The organism is Rhodococcus sp. PD04, from assembly GCF_035918275.1.
In the GTDB taxonomy this organism is placed as follows: domain Bacteria; phylum Actinomycetota; class Actinomycetes; order Mycobacteriales; family Mycobacteriaceae; genus Rhodococcus; species Rhodococcus rhodochrous.
Window position 1 is genome coordinate 1,895,129 of the sequence record NZ_CP142143.1, and the last position, 19,452, is coordinate 1,914,580.

18 protein-coding genes and 3 tRNA genes are annotated in these 19,452 nt (G+C 67.9%); 9 read left to right on the top strand and 12 right to left on the bottom strand.

All coding sequences use genetic code 11. The features are described 5' to 3' along the window. The first annotated feature begins 34 nt into the window (after window positions 1–34). Window positions 35–259, top strand: a complete 225-nt coding sequence (locus tag U9J23_RS08725) for a DUF3618 domain-containing protein (RefSeq protein WP_059383949.1) — start codon at window positions 35–37, stop codon at window positions 257–259. Window positions 260–380: 121 nt separating this feature from the next. On the opposite strand, the gene U9J23_RS08730 is transcribed toward U9J23_RS08725, so the two are convergent. Beyond that, window positions 381–453: transfer RNA gene (locus tag U9J23_RS08730), tRNA-Lys, on the bottom strand. 95 nt (window positions 454–548) lie between these two features. Next, window positions 549–621, bottom strand: a tRNA-Lys gene (locus U9J23_RS08735). A gap of 258 nt (window positions 622–879) precedes the next feature. On the opposite strand from U9J23_RS08735, the gene U9J23_RS08740 reads away from it, so the two are divergent. After that, window positions 880–2,100 (top strand): L,D-transpeptidase, encoded by a 1,221-nt coding sequence (locus U9J23_RS08740; protein ID WP_179161674.1) that lies wholly within the window; start codon window positions 880–882, stop codon window positions 2,098–2,100. A 17-nt stretch (window positions 2,101–2,117) separates the two neighbouring features. After that, entirely contained in the window at window positions 2,118–3,263 is a 1,146-nt protein-coding gene (locus U9J23_RS08745) for a lipase family protein (RefSeq protein WP_085468276.1), read from the top strand. A 178-nt stretch (window positions 3,264–3,441) separates the two neighbouring features. Here the strand turns inward: U9J23_RS08745 and U9J23_RS08750 are convergent. The 3 genes from U9J23_RS08750 to U9J23_RS08760 all read right to left on the bottom strand — a co-directional run bounded on the left by U9J23_RS08750 (window position 3,442) and on the right by U9J23_RS08760 (window position 5,763). Continuing rightward, window positions 3,442–3,514 (bottom strand) — tRNA-His (locus U9J23_RS08750). A gap of 86 nt (window positions 3,515–3,600) precedes the next feature. After that, window positions 3,601–4,200 carry an oligoribonuclease gene (orn, locus tag U9J23_RS08755; RefSeq protein WP_024100533.1) on the bottom strand — a complete coding sequence of 200 codons (600 nt, stop codon included), beginning with the start codon at window positions 4,198–4,200 and terminating at the stop codon, window positions 3,601–3,603. Window positions 4,201–4,272: 72 nt separating this feature from the next. Then, window positions 4,273–5,763, bottom strand: coding sequence for a flavin-containing monooxygenase (locus tag U9J23_RS08760; RefSeq protein WP_059383948.1), 1,491 nt, complete (start codon window positions 5,761–5,763; stop codon window positions 4,273–4,275). Between the two features lie 273 nt (window positions 5,764–6,036). On the opposite strand from U9J23_RS08760, the gene U9J23_RS08765 reads away from it, so the two are divergent. Then, window positions 6,037–7,578, top strand: a complete 1,542-nt coding sequence (locus tag U9J23_RS08765; protein ID WP_059383947.1) for a helicase HerA-like domain-containing protein — start codon at window positions 6,037–6,039, stop codon at window positions 7,576–7,578. 27 nt (window positions 7,579–7,605) lie between these two features. Here U9J23_RS08765 and cmrA read toward each other — a convergent pair whose 3' ends face one another. Further along, complete coding sequence (cmrA, locus tag U9J23_RS08770) at window positions 7,606–8,412, bottom strand: mycolate reductase (protein ID WP_326602329.1); 807 nt, start codon at window positions 8,410–8,412, stop codon at window positions 7,606–7,608. A 130-nt stretch (window positions 8,413–8,542) separates the two neighbouring features. On the opposite strand from cmrA, the gene U9J23_RS08775 reads away from it, so the two are divergent. Further along, window positions 8,543–9,874: an MFS transporter gene (locus tag U9J23_RS08775; RefSeq protein WP_272266439.1), complete on the top strand. Its 1,332-nt coding sequence runs from the start codon at window positions 8,543–8,545 to the stop codon at window positions 9,872–9,874. Window positions 9,875–9,880: 6 nt separating this feature from the next. Here the strand turns inward: U9J23_RS08775 and U9J23_RS08780 are convergent, their stop codons facing one another. Both U9J23_RS08780 and U9J23_RS08785 read right to left on the bottom strand, forming a co-directional pair. Beyond that, window positions 9,881–10,771: an SGNH/GDSL hydrolase family protein gene (locus tag U9J23_RS08780; RefSeq protein WP_442802276.1), complete on the bottom strand. Its 891-nt coding sequence runs from the start codon at window positions 10,769–10,771 to the stop codon at window positions 9,881–9,883. Between the two features lie 112 nt (window positions 10,772–10,883). Continuing rightward, on the bottom strand, window positions 10,884–11,705 hold the full coding sequence (locus U9J23_RS08785) for an acyl-CoA thioesterase (protein ID WP_059383943.1): 822 nt from the start codon (window positions 11,703–11,705) through the stop codon (window positions 10,884–10,886). Between the two features lie 96 nt (window positions 11,706–11,801). Between U9J23_RS08785 and U9J23_RS08790 the strand changes: the two genes are divergently transcribed. After that, a complete protein-coding gene (locus U9J23_RS08790; RefSeq protein ID WP_436839758.1) occupies window positions 11,802–12,377 on the top strand; it encodes a TetR/AcrR family transcriptional regulator in 576 nt (191 codons plus the stop codon). 23 nt (window positions 12,378–12,400) lie between these two features. Here U9J23_RS08790 and U9J23_RS08795 read toward each other — a convergent pair whose 3' ends face one another. Beyond that, the gene (locus U9J23_RS08795) at window positions 12,401–13,234 is read right to left on the bottom strand and encodes an alpha/beta fold hydrolase (protein WP_059383941.1); all 834 of its coding nucleotides are present in this window, start codon (window positions 13,232–13,234) and stop codon (window positions 12,401–12,403) included. Window positions 13,235–13,312: 78 nt separating this feature from the next. After that, window positions 13,313–13,966 (bottom strand): TetR family transcriptional regulator, encoded by a 654-nt coding sequence (locus U9J23_RS08800; protein WP_059383940.1) that lies wholly within the window; start codon window positions 13,964–13,966, stop codon window positions 13,313–13,315. Between the two features lie 154 nt (window positions 13,967–14,120). Here U9J23_RS08800 and U9J23_RS08805 point away from each other — a divergent pair, with 154 nt between their 5' ends. Genes U9J23_RS08805 through U9J23_RS08815 form a run of 3 tightly spaced genes read left to right on the top strand, consistent with a single transcriptional unit; the run spans window position 14,121 to window position 16,782 of the window. After that, entirely contained in the window at window positions 14,121–15,239 is a 1,119-nt protein-coding gene (locus U9J23_RS08805) for a ferredoxin reductase (protein ID WP_272266441.1), read from the top strand. Window positions 15,240–15,281: 42 nt separating this feature from the next. After that, on the top strand, window positions 15,282–16,538 hold the full coding sequence (locus U9J23_RS08810) for a fatty acid desaturase family protein (RefSeq protein WP_059383992.1): 1,257 nt from the start codon (window positions 15,282–15,284) through the stop codon (window positions 16,536–16,538). After that, window positions 16,516–16,782, top strand: a complete 267-nt coding sequence (locus tag U9J23_RS08815; protein ID WP_059383938.1) for a hypothetical protein — start codon at window positions 16,516–16,518, stop codon at window positions 16,780–16,782. The genes U9J23_RS08810 and U9J23_RS08815 overlap by 23 nt, the downstream gene beginning before the upstream one ends. 12 nt (window positions 16,783–16,794) lie before the next feature. Here the strand turns inward: U9J23_RS08815 and U9J23_RS08820 are convergent, their stop codons facing one another. Then, window positions 16,795–17,742, bottom strand: a complete 948-nt coding sequence (locus U9J23_RS08820) for an alpha/beta hydrolase (protein ID WP_085467937.1) — start codon at window positions 17,740–17,742, stop codon at window positions 16,795–16,797. A 37-nt stretch (window positions 17,743–17,779) separates the two neighbouring features. Then, complete coding sequence (locus U9J23_RS08825; protein WP_059383936.1) at window positions 17,780–19,423, bottom strand: flavin-containing monooxygenase; 1,644 nt, start codon at window positions 19,421–19,423, stop codon at window positions 17,780–17,782. Between the last annotated feature and the right edge of the window lie 29 nt (window positions 19,424–19,452).

The following is a 19,452-nucleotide window of genomic DNA, read 5'->3' on the forward strand; positions in this document are numbered from 1 at the left end:
TCGCAGCACACTGCAGCGACCTTCTGGAGGACACGTGGCTAGGGACACCGAGGACATCGAGCGGGAGATCGAGAAGGCCCGCAATCAGCTCGCGAGCACACTCGACGAACTGAGCGTCCGCGCCAACCCGAAGAATCTGGTGGCGAGCACGAAGCAGACCATCCTCGCGAAGGTGAACCAGCCGCAGGTGAAGAAGTACGCGGCGATCGCGGCCGGCACGGTCGTCGGATTGCTGGTACTGCGCAGGATCATGCGCTGATCCCCGGCTGCACACAGGGCACCCACGCCGACCCGGCGTGGGTGTTCCTCGTTCCGGGGGGGTGGAACCGCCGCGAACGACGAAGGCCGGACACCGTTTCCGGTGTCCGGCCTTCGTGTTGTGCGCCATCAGGGACTCGAACCCCGAACCCGCTGATTAAGAGTCAGCTGCTCTGCCAATTGAGCTAATGGCGCGTGGCGATGGGTCTCCCGGTCGTCGCCGGGCGACGCGGAGGACGGTGTCACCGCCAGAACGAAGGCCGGACACTGGGTGTCCGGCCTTCGTGTTGTGCGCCATCAGGGACTCGAACCCCGAACCCGCTGATTAAGAGTCAGCTGCTCTGCCAATTGAGCTAATGGCGCTTGACGATCTGTTCCCGGGATGCCGTCCCAGCAACGAGAAGAACATTACACACCGTCGCGCGACGCGCCAAATCGGCTGGTCAGAATGTTTTCTGTAAGGTTGTGGATGTAACGGATCGGACGGTCGGAGCGATTGTCATTCGAACGTTACCGACGTACGGGGGAGTCGCGTCGGGTCGGCCGCAAGAGAGGCTGGCATCATCGTGTTCGGTGTTATGACGTGCGTTTTCGGTGCCTTGGGGGAGGCGGGATCGGAGTATGGAAGTGACGGAGTCGAGTGCGGGGAACCCCCGGGGTCGTCGGGTACGGGGAATCCTCGGAGTGATCGTCGTCGGCGTTGTTGCGTTCGTCACGGGATGCGCCGGCGGTTCGGGAACGGGCGCCGAAGAAGTGCCCATCGATTCCAATCCCGTGGCGGCGCTGATCAAGCCGACGGTGTCGTCGAGTGTCACCGACGGATCGGTCGGCTTCTCGCCGATCGACCCGGTGACGGTCTCGGTGGTCAACGGCAAGCTCGACTCGGTGACCCTACTCAACCCTGCAGGGGAGCCGGTGCAGGGCGAACTCGCCGACGACGGACTCACCTGGGTGAACACCGAACCGCTCGGCTACAACCGCTCCTACACGCTCGAGACCGTCGCGTACGGGCTCGGCGGCGCGACCACGTCGACGGCGGCCTTCACCACCTCGTCGCCGGCCAATCTCACCCAGCCCTACGTGTTGCCCGGTGAGGGTTCGATCGTGGGTATCGGCCAGCCGATCGCCGTGCAGTTCGACGAGAACATCCCGGATCGGCTCGCGGCCGAGGCGGCCATCACCGTCACCACGAACCCGCCCGTCGAGGGCGCCTTCTACTGGGTCAACAACCGCGAGGTGCGGTGGCGGCCGGAGAACTACTGGGTGCCCGGCACCGCCATCACGGTCGACGTGAACGTCTACGGCAAGGATCTCGGCGACGGTCTCTTCGGCCAGTCCGACGTCCACTCCTCCTTCACCATCGGCGATGCGGTGGTCATCACTGCGGACGATGCGACCAAGCAGGTCACCGTCAACCGCAACGGCGTCGACGTCATCACGATGCCGACCTCCTTCGGCAAGGATTCCTCGCCCACCCCGAACGGCGTCTACATCATCGGCGACCGGTTCGCGGACATGATCATGGACTCGTCCACCTACGGGGTCCCCGCCGACTCGGCGCAGGGCTACCGTACGCCGGTCGAGTGGGCCACGCGGATGTCCTACAGCGGCATCTTCTTCCACTCCGCGCCGTGGTCGCTCGGCGACCAGGGCGTGCGCAACGTCAGCCACGGTTGCCTGAACCTCAGCCCCGCCAACGCCAAGTGGATCTTCGACAACACCAAGCGCGGCGACATCGTCGTGGTCCGCAACACCGTGGGCGGCACCCTCTCCGGAACGGACGGACTCGGTGACTGGAACATCCCGTGGTCGACATGGAAGGCCGGCAACGCTGCGGCATGACGGGTGAAGGGGGATCGATGGCCGTTCGGGGGAGATGGTTGCGTGCTGCCTGCTGCGGTGCCGTGCTGCTCGCGGCGCTGACACCGGCAGGGGCTGCGGCCTCGCCGGTCGCATCGTCGACCCCACCGGCACCGGGTTCGGTGATCTCGCAACAGCCGCTGCCCGACGAACTGTCGCTGCCCGGTGCCGCCACCGCCACCAAGCTCGAGTACGCCACCGAGTGGCGGTCGGGGGAGCCGACCGTCGCCACGGGCGCGTTGTTCCTGCCCGAGGGTGATGCCCCCGAGGGTGGCTGGCCCGTCATCGCGTGGGCGCACGGCACGACCGGCGTGGGCGACGACTGCGCGCTCACGACCCGCACGCCGCGTTCCGATCTCGAGCGGACCTATCTGCAGCACTGGCTCGATTCCGGGTACGCGGTCGTCTCCGCCGACTTCCCGGGTCTGGGCTCCGAGGGTCTCCACCGCTATCTCGACGGCCCCAGCGCCGCGAACAGCATCGTCGACATCGTCCGGGCCGCCCGCGACGGTGGGGCGCCGCTGTCGGAGCGCTGGATCGTGATGGGGCAGTCGCAGGGAGGACACGCGGCGCTGCACACCGCCGCGATCGCGACCTCCCGCGCTCCCGAACTCGACTTCCGCGGAACGGTCGCGACGGGTGCCCCGGCGAACCTCGAACGGGCCTTCACGATCGGCGTCCCGGGCTTCCCCGATCCGGGACTGTGGGGCCTCGTCAGCTTCAGCGGGTACATCTTCGCAGGGTTGCGCGACGCCTACCCCGAGGCCGACGTCGAGGGCTACCTGACCCCGACCGGCCGTGAGGTCGTCGATCGGGCCGAGGAGCTCTGCTACGACGATCTCGAGGAATCGGTGCGCGACATCCCCGTCGGGGAGCTGCTCGCGCGCCCGCTGGCCGAGGGGCCGATGCCGGCGCTGCTGGCCGACTATCTCGCCGCCCCGGCGGACGGCTACGACCGGCCGGTCTTCCTCGCGCACGGCATCCACGACGTGATGGTTCCGCTGCCGTTGTCCGCAGCGCTCGCCGCCGACATGAAGGCCGCAGGGGCAGACGTCGACTACCGCGTCTACGTGGCCGGGCACTACACAACGGTCGAGCGCTCCCGGGCCGACGTCGACGCGTTCGTGACGCGCTCGTTCGAATAGACCGGCCTTCGCGCCCCGAACCGGGCCTTGCGCGCGCTGCAGCGGCGGCGAACCCCGGTTCAGCGCGCGAGGAGCCTTGCGCGTGAGGAGCCCTGCGTGTGAGGAACCGCTGTGCGTGAGAATTCTTCCGGGAACGAGAGAGCCCCCGATCGGAAATCCGATCGGGGGCTCTCTTCGGGGTGAGTGACGGGACTCGAACCCGCGACAGCCAGGATCACAACCTGGTGCTCTACCAACTGAACTACACTCACCATCGCATTCGCCGGCAACCTCTCGGTCGCTTGCGCCTGCGGTACAGATACTAGCCTGACGAAGACGAAAAAGACGAATCGGCTGGTCAGGCCGGTCCCAGGTCCTTCACGACGGCTGCAAGATCGGCCGGAGTGGGGCCGGGAGGTGCCACGAAGGCCGTGCGCCGGTAGTAACGCAGTTCGCGGATCGACTCCTTGATGTCCGCGAGTGCCCGGTGCGACAGGCCCTTCTCCGGCTGACCGAAGTAGATGCGCGGATACCAGCGCCGGCACAGCTCCTTGATCGAGCTGACGTCCACCATGCGGTAGTGCAGGTAGTTGTCGAGCTCGGGCATGTCGCGGGTGATGAACGCGCGGTCGGTCGCGATGGAGTTGCCGGCCAGCGGCGCCGTGCCCGCCTCGGTGACGTGCTCGCGGATGTACGCGAGGACCTGTTTCTCTGCTTCGGCGAGGCTGACCGTCGAGCGGCGCACCTCTTCGGTGAGGCCGGACCGCTCGTGCATCTGCTGCACGACCTCCGGCATGTCGGCGAGGGCGTCGTCATCGGCGTGGATCACGATGTCCACGCCCTCGCCGAGCACGTTGAGATCACTGTCGGTGACCAGAGCCGCGATCTCGATCAGTTTGTCGCTGCCGAGACGCAGCCCCGTCATCTCACAGTCGATCCATACGAGTTTGTCCTGCACGACAGACAGACTATCCATCGACGCCGCACCCACGAGGCGCGGCGTCGACGGTCCGGGACGAAATGTGCACCGTCATGCCTTCACGGCGACGGTGCGCGGCGCGGCCGGGCGGGTGGGACGACGTGCCGCCGGGGTGTGCTGCCGGTCGAGGGTCCGGCCCTCTGTGCTCACTTCGGTGGCGGTGGACCCGCGCTCCGCGGCCGCGTCCGGAGCGGTGAAGTCGTGCCGCAGGAAGGACTCGGGGGAGTCGTCGAGGATCTCCATCCACGGTGCCGGCAGCGGCGGAGCGACGGTGCCGGTGAGCGTCGAGGGGTAACTGTTGTTGCGGTAGCCCATGATGTCGCGCTTCTTGTCCTGTTTCCACTGCTTGAACACCTCCCCCTGGCGTTCGACGTGGAACTCGGGGTAATCGGTGCGGTCGACGAGATCGCGGATGTACGCGGCCTGGAAGTCGATTTCCTCCACCGGCGACGACAGCTTCTCCTCACGTGCCCGCCAGTGGTCGATGTCCTGCTCGCGGGTGTCGCAGTCGGGCAGGTCGACACGGCCGAGCATGAAGTCGCGTGCGTACCAGGCCTGGGCGTCGAACATGTTGAACGTGAAGTACTGGTCCTGCGCACCGAGGTACATCAGCTTCGGGTTGCGCTGGAAGAAGATGCCCTTGTAGATGTCGCGCGGGTAGAGCCGGTTGTTGGTGCGCAGTGCGAGTTCGTCGGGCAGGAACGGGTAGTGGTGCTTGTACCCCGTGCACAGCACGATGGCGTCGACCTCGCGGGTGCTGCCGTCACGGAAGTGGGCGACCTTGCCGTCGACATGGGTGAGCAACGGCACCTCGGAGAACTGCTCGGGCCAGTCGTGACCCATCGGTGCGCTGCGGTAGCTGAAGGTGACCTGTTCGGCGCCGTACTTGATGCACTGCGTTCCGATGTCCTCGGCCGAGTAGCTGCTGCCGACGAGCAGCAGTCGCTTGCCGGTGAACTCGCGGGCGTCACGGAAGTCGTGGGCGTGCAACACACGTCCGGGGAACCGGTCGAGACCGTCGAAGTGGGGGACCTGCGGGGTGGAGAAGTGTCCGGTGGCGACGACGACGTGGTCGAACTCGTCGGACTCCAGCGCGCCCCGGTCGTGGTTCATCACCGTCACGGTGAACTTCTGCGTCTCGTCGGACCACTCGACCCACCGCACTGCAGTGTTGAACCGGATGTACTTGCGCACGTCGCTCTTCTCGACGCGACCCATGATGTAGTCGAGCAGGACGGCGCGCGGCGGGTACGACGGGATGGGGCGTCCGAAGTGCTCCTCGAAGGAGTAGTCGGCGAATTCGAGGCATTCCTTCGGGCCATTGGACCACAGGTAGCGGTACATGCTCCCGTGGACGGGCTCACCGTGCTCGTCGAGTCCCGTGCGCCAGGTGTAGTTCCACATTCCTCCCCAATCGGGCTGCTTCTCGTAGCAGACGATGTCGGGGATCTGCTCCAGACCGGCCTTTCGGGCTGCTTCGAAAGCACGCAGCTGTGCGAGTCCACTGGGACCTGCTCCGAGAATGGCGATCTTGGGCGTCAATGTGTTTCTCCTGTGTTCGTGGAATATGTCGCGTAGTTCGTTGCTAGCACACGTCGTTGTTTTTGCGAACGATCCTCACGTCGTCGACGGCACAGATTCTCGTAGGGAACGTGCAGGTCAATGCGGTGTACCAGCCGGGAAACCTTGCCGCTGCTGTTGTGAGCGGAATCACTGTAATGCGACAATTCTGGCATCCGATAAGAATGGTTCTTCCGTGGGTTCGACGGCCCGGTACCGTCGCGGTGGGCGAGGTCGAGGCCGGAGGGGGCGAGCATGACCGACAAGCCGGAGATCACCGCCGCGACCATCGCGGCCGGGTACGAAGTGATCGGCGAGGCGCTGGAACTGGGCGCCGTCGTGCTCGACGGCGTCGCCGATCCCGACGCGCCGGTGCGCATCCCGCTCGCCACTCTGAATCGTCACGCGCTGGTCGCCGGTGCGACCGGCACGGGCAAGACCAAGACGCTGCAGGTCATGGCGGAACAACTGTCGGCGGCGGGGGTGCCGGTGGTGATGGCCGACGTGAAGTCCGACCTGTCGGGCCTGTCGGCCGCCGGCGAGCCCGACGATGCGGTGCTCAACCGCGCGGCCGACACCGGCGACGAGGACTGGACGCCCACGGGGCATCCCGTGGCCTTCTACTCGCTCGGTACCGACGGGGTCGGTATCCCCGTCCGCGCCACCGTCACCTCGTTCGGGCCGATCCTGCTCTCGAAGGTGCTGGGGCTCAACGCCACTCAGGAGTCCACTCTCGCGTTGATCTTCCACTGGGCCGACCGCCACGGCCTGCCGCTGCTCGATCTCGCCGACCTGCGGCAGGTGATCCGGCACCTGACGAGCGACGAAGGGCGCGACGCACTCGCCGATCTCGGCGCCGTGTCGCCCGCGACCGCCGGCGTCATCCTCCGCGCGGTCGTCAACCTCGAGAACGCGGGTGGGGACGGATTCTTCGGCGAACCCGAACTGGAGGTCGAGGACCTACTGCGGGTGATCGACGGTCAGGGCACGATCAACCTGTTCGAGTTCGGCGACGAGGCCACCCGACCAGCGCTGTTCTCGACATTCCTGATGTGGTTGCTCGCCGACCTGTTCCAGTCGCTACCGGAGGTCGGCGACGTCGACACACCGCGGCTCGTGTTCTTCTTCGACGAGGCGCACCTGCTCTTCACCGATGCGTCGAAGGCGTTCCTGCAACAGATCGAACAGACCGTGAAGCTCATCCGGTCCACGGGCGTCGGTGTGGTCTTCTGTACGCAGTCGCCCACCGACATCCCCCGGAGCGTGCTCTCACAACTGGGAGCGCGGATCCAGCACGCATTGCGCGCCTTCACCCCCGAGGACGAGGCGGCGCTCGCGAAGGTCGTGCGTACCTTCCCGAAGACCGACGCCTACGACCTCGCCGACGCTCTGACCGGTTTGGGGACCGGGGAAGCGATCGTGACGGTCCTGTCCGAGCTGGGCGCCCCCACACCGGTCGCCTGGACGCGTCTGCGACCGCCGCGCTCGCTGATGGGCACAGTGGGGGAGAGCGCGATGCGTGCGTCGGCGCAAGCGAACCCGCTCTACGGGAAGTACGGCCGCACCATCGACCGGGAATCGGCCTACGAGAAGCTCACCGCGTCGGTGGTCGGGGCCACCGACGTCGAACCGATCCCGGACATGCCGTCGCAGGCGCCGGACGATGCCGGGGCGTCGGTCGTGGAGCAGGTGCTCGGCAGCGAAGCCGTGCGCAGCTTCATCCGCTCGGCGGCGTCCGCGGCCGGCCGGGAGATCGGCCGGAGCCTCTTCGGCACAGGACGCCGCCGAAGGCGGTGAAGGAACGATTCGTTGGGCGGTCGCCCGTCAGCTGCCGCCGAGCTTCTTGTAGAACGCGCCGGCGATCGGGGCCGAGATGGACCGCGGCGAGAACTGACCGGCAGCCGACATGGCCTTGCTGATCACACCGGGCACGATGCGCATCCGGTTCGCAGCGAGCGCGTCGAGCGACACCTTCGCGGTGTGTTCGCTCGAGATCCACAGGAAGTCCGGGACCAGCTTGTCGACGATCGACGCCTCGGCCGGGTCGGGTTCCTCGGTGCGCACCGGGCCGGGGGCGAGCAGCGTGATGTGCACGTCGGTGCCCTTGAGCTCACCGCGCAGGGACTCGGAGAAGGTGTTGACGAACGCCTTCGTCGCGGCGTAGGTGGCGTTGTTCGGGATCGGCATGTTGCCTGCGGCCGAACCCACCATGAGGATCGCGCCGGAGTTCCGCTCGACCATCTGCGGCAGCACCGCGAGGGTGAGGTCGTGGACGGCGACGGCGTTGAGCTCGACCTGTGCCCGCTCGTAGGCCGCGTCGAGCTCGGCGACCGCGCCGAAGGTGGCGATACCGGCATTGTTGCACAGGATGCTGATGCGCCGACGTCCGAGTTCGTCGACGAGCGGCGTCCGTGCGTCGCGGTCGGACAGATCGCAGGCGCGCACCTCGACGGTCACGCCGTGCTTCGCGCGCAGGGTCTCGGCGAGGGCCTCCATCACCTCTCCGCGACGGGCGACCAGGATCAGCGAGTGGCCGCGGGCGGCGAGTTCGGTTGCGAGGGCCTCGCCGATGCCGGAGGACGCTCCGGTGACGACGGCACGGGCATCGGGATGGGGATTCGGCAGAGTCACAGTGGGTCAGCGTAGCGGCAGGCTCGGGAGCGGCGACCGGGCCCGCCCCGGCCATGGGGCCGAGTCGTTCGGTGCCGCGCGACGGAGTCGTTCCATGCCACCGCAGCTCCGGAAGCCTAGGCTCCGGGGCATGAATGCGTTCACGGACACGGCGAGCGGGGCCGGGGAGGCCACGACACGTCGTCAGGTCGTCTCGTGGGGTCTGTGGGACTGGGGTTCCGCGGCGTTCAACGCCGTGATCCTGACGTTCGTGTTCTCCGTCTATCTCACCGACGCGGTCGGCGACGACCTGCCGGGTGGGATCTCGGCGAGCACCTGGCTCGGATGGTCGCTCGGCATCGCCGGGTTCGTCATCGCCGTGACCGCCCCGGTGTCGGGTCAGCGGTACGACGCGGCCGGGCGACGGAAGTGGTCGCTGGGCATTCTCACCGCGGTCACCGTCGCGGCGATGGCTGCGATGTACTTCGTGCGCGACGACTACCACTATCTGTGGCTCGGCCTGGTCCTGCTCGGCGTGACGTCCGTGATGGCCGAGCTCGCGCAGGTGCCGTACAACTCGATGCTGCGTCAGGTGTCGACGCCGGACGACATCGGCCGGGTCTCGGGTTTCGGTTGGGCGATGGGCTACTTCGGCGGCATCGTGCTTCTGCTGCTGTGCTACACCGGGTTCATCGCCGGTGACGGCGACACCCGCGGTTTCCTCGGGGTGCCCACCGAGGACGGCACCAACATCCGGCTCGTCGCGCTGTTCGCGGCCGTGTGGTTCGCGGTGTTCGCCGTGCCCGTGCTCCTCGCCGTCCCGGAGAAGCCGGTCGCGCGTGGCGACGTCGCCCGCCGCGCCGGTTTCGTCGAGTCGTACCGCGTGCTGTGGCGCGACCTGACGGAGTTGTGGCGAGCGGATCGTCGCACCATCTGGTATCTCGGGGCGTCGGCGTTGTTCCGGGACGGTCTCGCCGGTGTCTTCACCTTCGGCGCGGTCCTCGCCGTCACGGTCTACGGGATCGGAGCGGGCGACGTGCTGATCTTCGGTGTCGCCGCGAACGTCGTCTCCGCGGTGGGCGCACTGGTGGCCGGACGCGTCGACGACCGGGTCGGGCCCAAGGCGGTCATCGTGGGCTCGCTGGTCGCCATGATCGCGACCGGCATCGTCCTGCTCGTGGTCTCGGGTCCCACGATGTTCTGGATCTTCGGTCTGGTGCTGTGCCTGTTCGTCGGCCCCGCCCAGTCGTCGGCGCGCACCTTCCTGGCGCGACTGACCCCGCCGGGACGGGAGGGACAGATGTTCGGTCTCTACGCGACGACGGGACGCGCGGTGTCGTTCCTGGCGCCGACGCTGTTCGGGTTCTTCGCGTGGTGGTTCGGCACCGACCGCGCGGGCATCGTGGGATTGCTGATCGTGCTCGGCGCGGGCCTGGTGGCGCTGCTCGCAGTGCGGGCTCCCGAGGCGTCCGCGACGGCGTGAACCGGCTCAGTCGGTGATCGTGGCGAGCACCTGGTCGGCGGCGTTGCGGTGCCCGGCCGCGTTCGGATGCAGCGGGATCGATCCGGCGGTCGGCTGCAGGCCGGCCATCCACCGGGTCTCCGGGTCGGCGCACGCGTCGTGGTCGCGGGTCGAATCGCGCAGGTCGACGTAGTCCACGTCCGCGGCCTCGGCCTGCTCGCGCATGACGGTGTTCAACCGGTCGATCTTCTCCTGCAGGTAGGTCGCGTCGTCGGGCCAGATCCGCTGTTCGGGGAAGCACCCGCCGTCGCGGATCCCGGTGGGGTAGCCGACGAGCACGATGCGTGCCTCCGGGGAACGGCGGCGGATCTCGTCGATCACCGTGGTGTAGACGGGAGCGAAGGTGTCGATGGCGGCATCGATGCGGTCGGTGCCGTCCGGGGCGTTCGTGATCGCGCACGAGGTGCCCTGGGGCGGCGCGGCGAGATTGACGCATCCCAGCGCCAGCTGGACGAGACCGATGTCGTTGCCGCCGATACCCACGGTGACGAGTTCGGTGTCGGGGCGCAGTGCGTCGTACTGCGGTGGCACCGTCGCGCCCCGGAAGGTGGTCTGCGGCATCGCGAAGTCGAGGGAGGTGGCGGCACCGCACGACGCGTCGACGAAGTCCTCGATGCCGAGATCTGTCGCGACGAGGGTGGGGTAGTTGCTCGCCGACCGCCCGCACGGATCGCCTTCGGTCTGCGGGGGGATTCCGGGTCCGGAGGTGAACGAATCTCCCAGGGCGACGTACGACGCGTAGTCTGCGGCCGCTTCCGGCTCCTGTGTGTCGGCGCAGGCGACCGTGCCCACGGTCGCGAACGCGATTGCGGCGCAGGCGATGACACCCGACCGTCGGAGGAGTCTCGGCATCGTCACAGTGGACCTCGCAATTCGGGGAGAAGATGTTTCCGAGGCTACAGGTGTGCCGGTGACGCGGGCGGGCGCCGAACACGGACCGCTCGGGTCGGCCGGGCACCGACCGCTGCGATCATGCCTTGAAATAGACGATCTGGTGCGAGGTCGCGAGCAGGATGCCGTCGCGTCCCCACAGATGTGCGCTCTGGTCGAAGAAGCCCTGTTCGAAACGATTCGCACGTGCGGTCGCGAGCACGGGACTGTCGGATTGCGCGGCAACGGTCTCCGGGTCCGCGTGGAAGTAGACGGTCATCGAGACCGTGCCGGCAGGCAGCACTCGACCCAGACGTAGGAAGGCGCGGGGATAGAAGATGTCGCACATCGCGGTGAGCGAGGCGAAGTCGAGCGGACGCGACGGGACGTCGCGGACCCACAGTGTCGACGTGGAGTCGGCGACCTCCGCGCTGCCCTCCTCGGGAACGGCTCCCGCGGCGTACCTCATCTCGTAGTTGCGTGCCCACGCGATGTAGTCGGGCAGAGGTGTCGGCTCGAGCGAGTCGGGTGCCGGGGCGGTCGGTGCCTGCAGTTCGGTCGACGACCAGGTGGGGCGACGAAGACCGAAGACGGCTGTCGCCGTGGTGGTGACCTCACCGCCCTGCGACAGCTCGATCGACCAGTGCTGGGTGGTCCGATTCGTGCGCACCGGGCGCACCGCGATGTCGAACGGGCCGTCGGCGATGGGGCCGGCGTAGTTGACGGTCAGGGACAGCGGCATGCCGAGGACATCCGGGTGTCGTTCGACCGCGCGGAGGAGGGTCGCGGCGGTGATACCGCCGAACGGGCCGACCATGTTCGCGTAGGCGGGGTGCGTGTGCCCTTCGGTGTGATCGTCCCGGACCTCGAACAGGTCGACGGCAGCGTCGAAGACGTGAGTGGTCACCGAGACGTCGGTCATGGCAGGGTCTCCTCGGAAAATGGTGTCGCGCAAGATCGGATCCGTACGACAACATACATAGAATATGGGGGACAACCACCACTGCCGGAGGAACGGGTGAGCGCTGCAGAACGACGGGACGGACCGCGCGCGGCGATGATCGCCAGCGCGATCGCGCTGATGAGCGAACGAGGGGTCGCGGCCACGTCGTTCCGGGACGTCCTCGAACACAGCGGTGCGCCGCGCGGTTCCATCTACCACCACTTTCCCGGCGGCAAGGCGCAACTCGTCGAAGAGGCCACGGACCAGGCCGCGAGCCGGATCGAGCGGTCGCTGACGGCGAAGGTCGACGGTCTCGGTGTGGTGGACACGGTGCGCGCCGTCGTCGACCTGTGGCGTGAGGGTCTCGTGGCCACCGACTATGTCGCGGGATGCCCGGTGGTGGCCGCCGGTCTCGGGACCGAACCGCGGGCGCGCGCACGGGCCGGGGAGGCCTTCGACACCTTCGTCGACGTCGTCGCGCGGTCCCTGGTGGCCGACGGCGTCGGCGCGGAGCGTGCGCGGTCGTTGGCGAACCTGGTCATCGCCGCACTGGAGGGCGCACTGGTCGTGGCCCAGGCGCAGCGCAGCCCGGCTCCGCTCGATGCGGTCGTCGCCGAACTCGAAGTGCTGCTCGCCCCGGTCGTGGGCTGACGGAAGCCGCGGTGGGCGGGCTCTCAGCCGTTCCGCCGCCGCGTGACGGCGTTCGCGATCTCGTCCGGCGCCTCCTCCGGGATCCAGTGCGAGACGTCGGGCAGGACCACGAAGTCGTACTCGGCGTCGACGAATTCGCCACACCGTTCGGCGCCGGCGCGGCCGATCGCCATGTCGGCGGTGCTCCAGATGTAGGTCGTCGGGACGCGGACCGGGGGAGTCGAATCGAGATCCCGTGTCATGGCGCGATACCAGTTCAGGGCAGCGGTCAGAGCGCCCGGCGCGGACATGGCGGCGACGTAGTGGTCGACCGAGTCGTGGTCGACGGCAGAGGTGAACATCGCCCGCAGGCGCCGCGCGTCGTCGGCGAGGAGGAGCTCCTCCGCCTTGCCCTCCTGGCGGAACAGGCCGATGTAGGAGGAGCGCTCGCGCTGGTCGGCGTCCTCCCGCAACGCCCAGCCGTAGGCAGCAAGGTGGGGGACCGAGACCGCGGTCAACGCCGAGACGCGGTCGGGATTGTGCGCGGCGAAGTACCACGCCACAGCGGCGCCCCAGTCGTGCCCGACGAGGTGGACGCGATCGAGCCCGAACTCGTCGAGCAGGCCGAGGACATCACCGGCGAGCGCCGGCACCCCGTAGTGCTCGACACCGGTCGGCCGGGCACCGGGGGAGTATCCGCGCTGGTCGGGGGCGATCACGCGGAAACCGCGCTCGACGAGCAGTCGCGCCACCGGCGTCCAGCTGCGTGATGTCTCGGGGAAGCCGTGCAGGAGCACGACGGGCGTGCCGTCCCTCGGACCCGCCACGCGCACGTCGAAGGTCAGGTCGTCGTAGGTGGCGGGTTCGGTCGATGCCATGGGAACCACGTTACGGAAGGGGAGTGTCTGCGACAGGATTTCCCGTCCACCTCGGCGAACCGGCGTCGCGCCGGCCTGTCACCGGTCGCCGGACGTCCGTCGCGGCCGCCATGCCGCCGCACCCAGCAGGATCAGACGCATCTGTTTCTCCGCGCGGGTGACGACCTCCGCCTCCTGCGCGCTGCCGGGACGTTCGACGGCGAGCAGGTCGAGGACGAAATCGAGCATCGCGGTCACCAGCAGGTCGGCGGCCATCTCGAGATCGTCGAAATCCCAGTCCTCGAGGCCCGGGGAGCGACCCAGGTCGGCGGCGAGCTCGCTGGTCAGCAGGCGCAGCTCGACGGAGATCGCGGCGGCCACCTCGGGAACGCCGCCGTGGCGTTCGCGTGCCAGGAACCGGAAGGCAGCCTTGTGAGCCCGTACCTGCTGGACCAGCACGTCGAGCGATTGCCGCGCCCCTGCCGGGCCGGGTGTTCGACGCGCGTCGCGCAGCAGGCGCCGCAGCACCCGCATCGTGTCGGCGGCGAGAGTGACACCGAGCTCGTCCATGGACGAGAAGTGCCGGTAGAACGCGGTGGGCACGATGCCCGCGCTGCGGGCCACCTCCCGCAGGCTCACCCCGCCGAGTCCCCGGTCGGCGGACAGTTCGAGGGCGGCGTCGAGAAGCGCCTGTCGTGTGCGTTCCTTGCGTTCGGCGCGTGTGGTCGGCGGAGGTACGGAAGCGGTGGACACCCCCCGAGTCTAGGCACGACGTTCCGGGTGGGGGCCGGGCATCTGTGTCGGCGGTCACATCGGGGTTGACAGGCAGGTGTGTCCGGCTGTCACACTGATTTCAGTGCACATTCGTTCACTGAGCACGCAGAGGTCTACCGAAAGGCGGACAGACATGATCGTGCGCGACCGTCCGACACCCGTCCCGCGCTCGGGTTCGTTGCGAAAACTACTGGTAGGGGCACTCGGAATGCTGTCCTACCCGCATCACCCGGACCGCTACCTGGAACTCGCCGACCCGCTTCTTGTCACGTCGGCGAACTATGCCCGGATTACAGATGTGGACCGAAGTGCCACCGACTCGCTCACGATCACGGTGCGCCCCGCGCAGCCGTGCCGACCCCTACCCGGGCAGTACGTGACCGTGTCGGTGCGTGTCGACGGTGTGCGGCACACGCGCTGCTACTCGCCGACGCTCGTCGAAGCGGAGTCGAAGCGCCCGCCCGACCTGCGGTTCACCATCGGCAGGCATCCCGAGGGCACCGTCTCGCGCCACCTCCACGACCACGCGGAGGTCGGCGACGTCGTCGAACTCGGTCCTCCTGCAGGCGAGTTCGTGCTGCCGAGCCCTCGGCCTCGACGCCTGCTGTTCGTCGCCGCGGGTTCCGGCCTGACGCCCGTGCTGTCCATGCTCTCCGGTCTGGTCGCCGAGGGGTACGACGGGTCCGCGGTCCTGCTCTACTACACGCGTACGCCCGGGCACGTTCCGCGTCGCGCCGAACTCGACGCTCTCGCCGACCGGCCCAATGTCGAGATCGTCCACGCCCACACCCGCTCCGACGACGGGATGTTGCAGGGGCGGTTCGACCGCAGCCACCTCGCGGCCGTCGCGCCCTGGTACGCCGACACGCCCACCTTCGTGTGCGGTCCGGCCGAGATGGTCGCGAGCATCCGCGAGGTCTACGCCGAACGGGGCGCCGAGACGATGGTGAACACCGAGGAATTCGTCCTCGCACCACCGGTCGTGTCGACGGACGATGCCGGCGGCGAGATCTCCTTCGCCGAATCCGGCGTCGTTGCCGAGAACACCGGGTCGACGCTGCTCGAACAGGCCGAAGCGGCCGGTCTCACGCCCGAACACGGATGCCGCATGGGCATCTGCCACAGCTGCACCGCCGTCCGGCTGTCGGGGTGCACGCGCGACGTGCGTACCGGCGACGTCGATTCGGAGCCGGGCCGCCGCATCCAGATCTGTGTCAACGCCCCGGTCGGCGACGTCGCCGTCGAACTCTGAACCGGCCGTCCGGCGACACCACCGAAACCATTGGAGGACATCATGTTCGGATTGTCCCTACCCACCGTTCCCTTTCTGCCCTTCCTGTCCGGCCGCAGTTCTTCGGCCGAGAACGAACCGCTCGTCCTCGACTGCGACAGTGTCGAGGAGATCGGCCGTGAACTCGACGCACTGCGGGAGCAGACGCTCGCATCCCTCGGTGACGAGGACCGCGAGTATCTCTACCGGATCATCAAGGCACAGCGCGGATTCGAGATCGCCGGCCGCGGTCTGCTCTTCGTCGGATTCCTCCCGCCCGCATGGGTCGCCGGTGTGGCGGCGCTGAGTGTGTCGAAGATCCTCGACAACATGGAGATCGGGCACAACGTGATGCACGGTCAGTACGACTGGATGCGCGAACCGTCGCTGAATTCCCGTGTCTTCGAATGGGACACGGTGTGCCCGTCGGACCAGTGGCGGCACTCGCACAACTACGTGCACCACACCTATACCAACATCCTCGGTCAGGATCGTGACATCGGATACGGGATCCTGCGCATGGACCCTGCCCAGAAGTGGCATCCCTACTATCTCGGCAACCCGGTCTACGCGACCGCACTCATGTTCCTGTTCGAGTGGGGCGTGATGATGCACGACGCCGAGGTCGACCGGATCGTCGCAGGCAAGCGGTCGTGGCGCGACGTGATCCCGATCTCGAAGGGCTGGTGGCACAAGGCCGGCCGTCAGGTGGTCAAGGACTACATCGCGTTCCCGCTGTTGAGCGGTCCGATGTTCGTTCCGACCCTGCTCGGCAACGTCACCGCCAACCTGGTGCGCAACGTGTGGGCGTATTCGATCATCTTCTGTGGTCACTTCCCGTCCGGCGTGCAGTCCTTCACCGAGGAGGAGACCGCCGAGGAGACCCGTGGTGAGTGGTACGTCCGGCAGATGCTGGGCAGCGCGAATATCACCGGCTCACCGTTGTTCCACATCATGTCCGGCAACCTGTCGCACCAGATCGAGCACCACCTGTTCCCCGACCTGCCGGCACACCGCTATCCGGAGCTCGCTCCGAAGGTCAGGGAACTGTGCGAGAAGCACGGACTTCCGTACAACACCGGTGGCCTCACAGCCCAGGTGACGTCGGTCTGGAAGAAGATCTTCAAGTTCGCCCTCCCGCCCGGTTGGCTCGCGCCCGAACCCGAGTCGCAGGTGATCATCCAACGTCACCGCTCCACCGATCGCCGGCTCGACGATGCGGGTACCCTCGCGGACGACACGATCGAGGGGGTCGAACATGGTGGGAAGATTCGAGCGTAACAAGGACACGATCCAGGAGGTCACCGAGTCGGCGGCCACCCACGTCGGCGCGATCGCGGGGATCATCACCGGAGCGGTCCGGGACGTCACCCGCGAGATCGGCGAACTGATCACCGACGCGATCGAGATGCGCGAGGCCGCCCGCGCGGCGCGCGACGACGACGAGCGTGCGGCGCGCGACGGCGAGGAAAGCGGAGAAGGGCCGGCGACGTCGGATCGTCGCTCGGCCCCTCCCGCGGAATAGCGGATCGAGTTCCTACCGGGTGGGGACGCCCGAGATGGTGCGGGTGACGAACTTCGCCACCTCGTCGCGCATCTCGCCGCTGCGCGGCACCGCGCCCGACATCCAGAACGCGCCGTGCACGAGCCCGTCGAACCGGCGGATCGTCACGTCCACGCCGGCTTCGCGCAGCCGCCGTCCGTAGAACTCACCTTCGTCGCGGAGCACCTCGTTCTCGGTGGTGAGCACCAGGGTCGGTGGCAGGCCGTCCACATCGGCTGCGCGTGCGGGCAGCGCATAGGGCGTCTCCGCGTCCCCGGGTGAGGTGAAGTACCGGTCGAGGAACCAGTCCATGTCGGCGGCGGTGACGATGTACCCCTCGGCGAACTCGCGGCGCGAGGGCAGGTCGGCAGCGCGGTCGAGCGCCGGATAGATCAGCACCTGTCCGCGCAGCACCGGTGCGCCTTCGTCACGAGCCCGCAACGCGACTCCGGCTGCGAGGTTGCCCCCGGCGCTGTCGCCCATCACCACCAGGTTGTGCGGGTCGCCGCCGTACTCGGCGATGTGGGCGGTGACCCACTGCAACGCAGCCCACGCGTCGTCGGCCGCTGCGGGGAACGGATGTTCCGGCGCCAGCCGGTATCCCGCGGTCACCACGGTGGCTCCGGTCGCCAGGGCGACCGCCCGGGCCGGTTCGTCCACGACGGTGAGGTCGCCCGCGACGAACCCGCCGCCGTGGAAGTAGAGCACCACCGGCTGCGGTCCGGTGTCCGCCCCGGGGGTATAGATCCGCAGGGGGAGATCGACGCCGTCGCTCTCGTAGTGGGTCTCGTCGACGCGAGCGACGTCCTGCGGTGGGAGTTGGAGGTCGGTGAAGGTCGCGATCGTCGCGCGGACCTGATCGACCGTCATCTGCGAGAACGAGGTGAATCCCTGCTGCCGAAGTCCTGTGATGAGGCCTGCGGCGTGCTCGTCGAGTGCCATGGGTGCTGTCCTTCCGAGTGATGGGGAGTTCGGTGCCCTACGAGGCGGCCGGGACGGTGGCTCGCGCCGGGGCCAGGTCGAAGCCGACGTAACCGCCGTCGACGACCTCGGCGCAGACCTGCCGGTAGGTCGGGGCGCCGCCGAGGTAGACCATGCAGGCACGCGGTTTACCGGGGATGTTCGCGCCCATGTACCACGAGTCGGTCTGCGGCAGCAGCGTCTGCTCGGCGATCTCGGTGGTGGTGCGCACCCAGTCGGCTTCGGCCTCGGCGGTGGGTTCGATGACGTCGAGATCGTGTGCGCGCAGATACGCGATCGCGTCGGTCGCGAAGTCGACGTGGTCCTCGATCGCCAGCGGCATGTTGTAGAGCACCGAGGGTGACTGAGGTCCGGTGATCGTGAACAGATTGGGGAACTCGTTGCTCATGATGCCGAGATAGGTGCGCGGTCCGTGCGCCCACCTGTCGGCCAGGCGCACACCGTTGCGTCCGCGGATGTCCATGGCCATGAGCGGTCCGGTCATGGCGTCGAAGCCGGTCGCGAGCACGATGGTGTCGACCTCGTAGGTGCGGTCGCCGACGCGCACACCGGTCTCGGTGATCTCGCTGATCGGGGTGCTCTTCACATCGACGAGGTGCACGTTGTCGCGGTTGTAGGCCTCGTAGTAGTTCGTCTCGAGCGGCGGACGTTTCGTGGCGTAGGCGTATCCCCGGGGTGCGAGCTTGTCGGCCTTGGCCGGGTCCTGCACCCGTTCACGGATCCGCTCGCGGATGTACTCGGCGGCGGTGTCGTTGGCCTTCCGGTCGAAGAGGATGTCCTGGAAACTGTCGATGAACAGGCGGAACCCACCCGCGTTCCAGCGTTCGTCGAACACCCGCCGACGCTCCTCGGCATCGACGGCGAGCGCCGACGGCCGGACCTGGTCGAACGGAACACCCAGGAAGTGGTTGCGTGCGGCCTCTCTCAGTTCGGGGTAGACCTGCTTGGCCTCGTCCAGCACCTGCGGGTCGAGCGGACCGTTCCCGAGCGGGGTGGCGAACTGGGGTGTGCGCTGGAATACCACCAGTTCCGCGGCCTGCTGCGCGATCAGTGGGATCGCCTGGATCCCACTGGCACCGGTGCCGATGATCGCGACGCGCCTGCCGGTGAAGTCGACGGGCTCGTGCGGCCAGTTCCCGGTCAGCAGCACCTGCCCGCGGAAGTTGTCGATGCCTCCGAACTCGGGCTTCTTGGGAACCGAGAGGTTGCCGGCGCCGGAGATGAACCACCGGGCCGTCACGGTCTCGCCGGTGTCGGTGCGGACCGTCCACCACGAGTTCTCGTCGTCCCAGTGCACACCGATCACCCGAGTGCCGAATGTGATTCCCTTCCGCAGGTCGAAGCGGTCGGCCACATGGTTCAGGTAGCGGAGGATCTCCGGCTGCCCGGCGAACTTCTCGCTCCACTGCCACTCCTGCTGCAGGTCCTCGTCGAACGAGTACGAGTAGTGGATCGACTCGATGTCGCAGCGGGCGCCGGGATAGCGGTTCCAGTACCAGGTGCCACCCACATCGTCGCCGGCCTCGAAGACCCGCACGGACATGTTCATCCGGTCGCGCAGTCTGTGCAGCGCGTACAGGCCGGCGAATCCGGCTCCTACGACGACGACGTCGGTGTCGGGGGTGGTGGAGGAAGTGGTCATCTGTCCTGGCTCCTCGGTATCGGGGATGT

Bases quoted from the DNA above. Each gene is read 5' to 3' on its own strand.
- U9J23_RS08740 (WP_179161674.1), top strand. From the start codon at position 880: ATGGAAGTGACGGAGTCGAGTGCGGGGAACCCCCGGGGTCGTCGGGTA.
- U9J23_RS08745 (WP_085468276.1), top strand. From the start codon at position 2,118: ATGGCCGTTCGGGGGAGATGGTTGCGTGCTGCCTGCTGCGGTGCCGTG.
- U9J23_RS08765 (WP_059383947.1), top strand. From the start codon at position 6,037: ATGACCGACAAGCCGGAGATCACCGCCGCGACCATCGCGGCCGGGTAC.
- U9J23_RS08775 (WP_272266439.1), top strand. From the start codon at position 8,543: ATGAATGCGTTCACGGACACGGCGAGCGGGGCCGGGGAGGCCACGACA.
- U9J23_RS08785 (WP_059383943.1), bottom strand. From the start codon at position 11,705: ATGACCGACGTCTCGGTGACCACTCACGTCTTCGACGCTGCCGTCGAC.
- U9J23_RS08795 (WP_059383941.1), bottom strand. From the start codon at position 13,234: ATGGCATCGACCGAACCCGCCACCTACGACGACCTGACCTTCGACGTG.
- U9J23_RS08805 (WP_272266441.1), top strand. From the start codon at position 14,121: ATGATCGTGCGCGACCGTCCGACACCCGTCCCGCGCTCGGGTTCGTTG.
- U9J23_RS08810 (WP_059383992.1), top strand. From the start codon at position 15,282: ATGTTCGGATTGTCCCTACCCACCGTTCCCTTTCTGCCCTTCCTGTCC.
- U9J23_RS08815 (WP_059383938.1), top strand. From the start codon at position 16,516: ATGGTGGGAAGATTCGAGCGTAACAAGGACACGATCCAGGAGGTCACC.
- U9J23_RS08820 (WP_085467937.1), bottom strand. From the start codon at position 17,742: ATGGCACTCGACGAGCACGCCGCAGGCCTCATCACAGGACTTCGGCAG.
- U9J23_RS08825 (WP_059383936.1), bottom strand. From the start codon at position 19,423: ATGACCACTTCCTCCACCACCCCCGACACCGACGTCGTCGTCGTAGGA.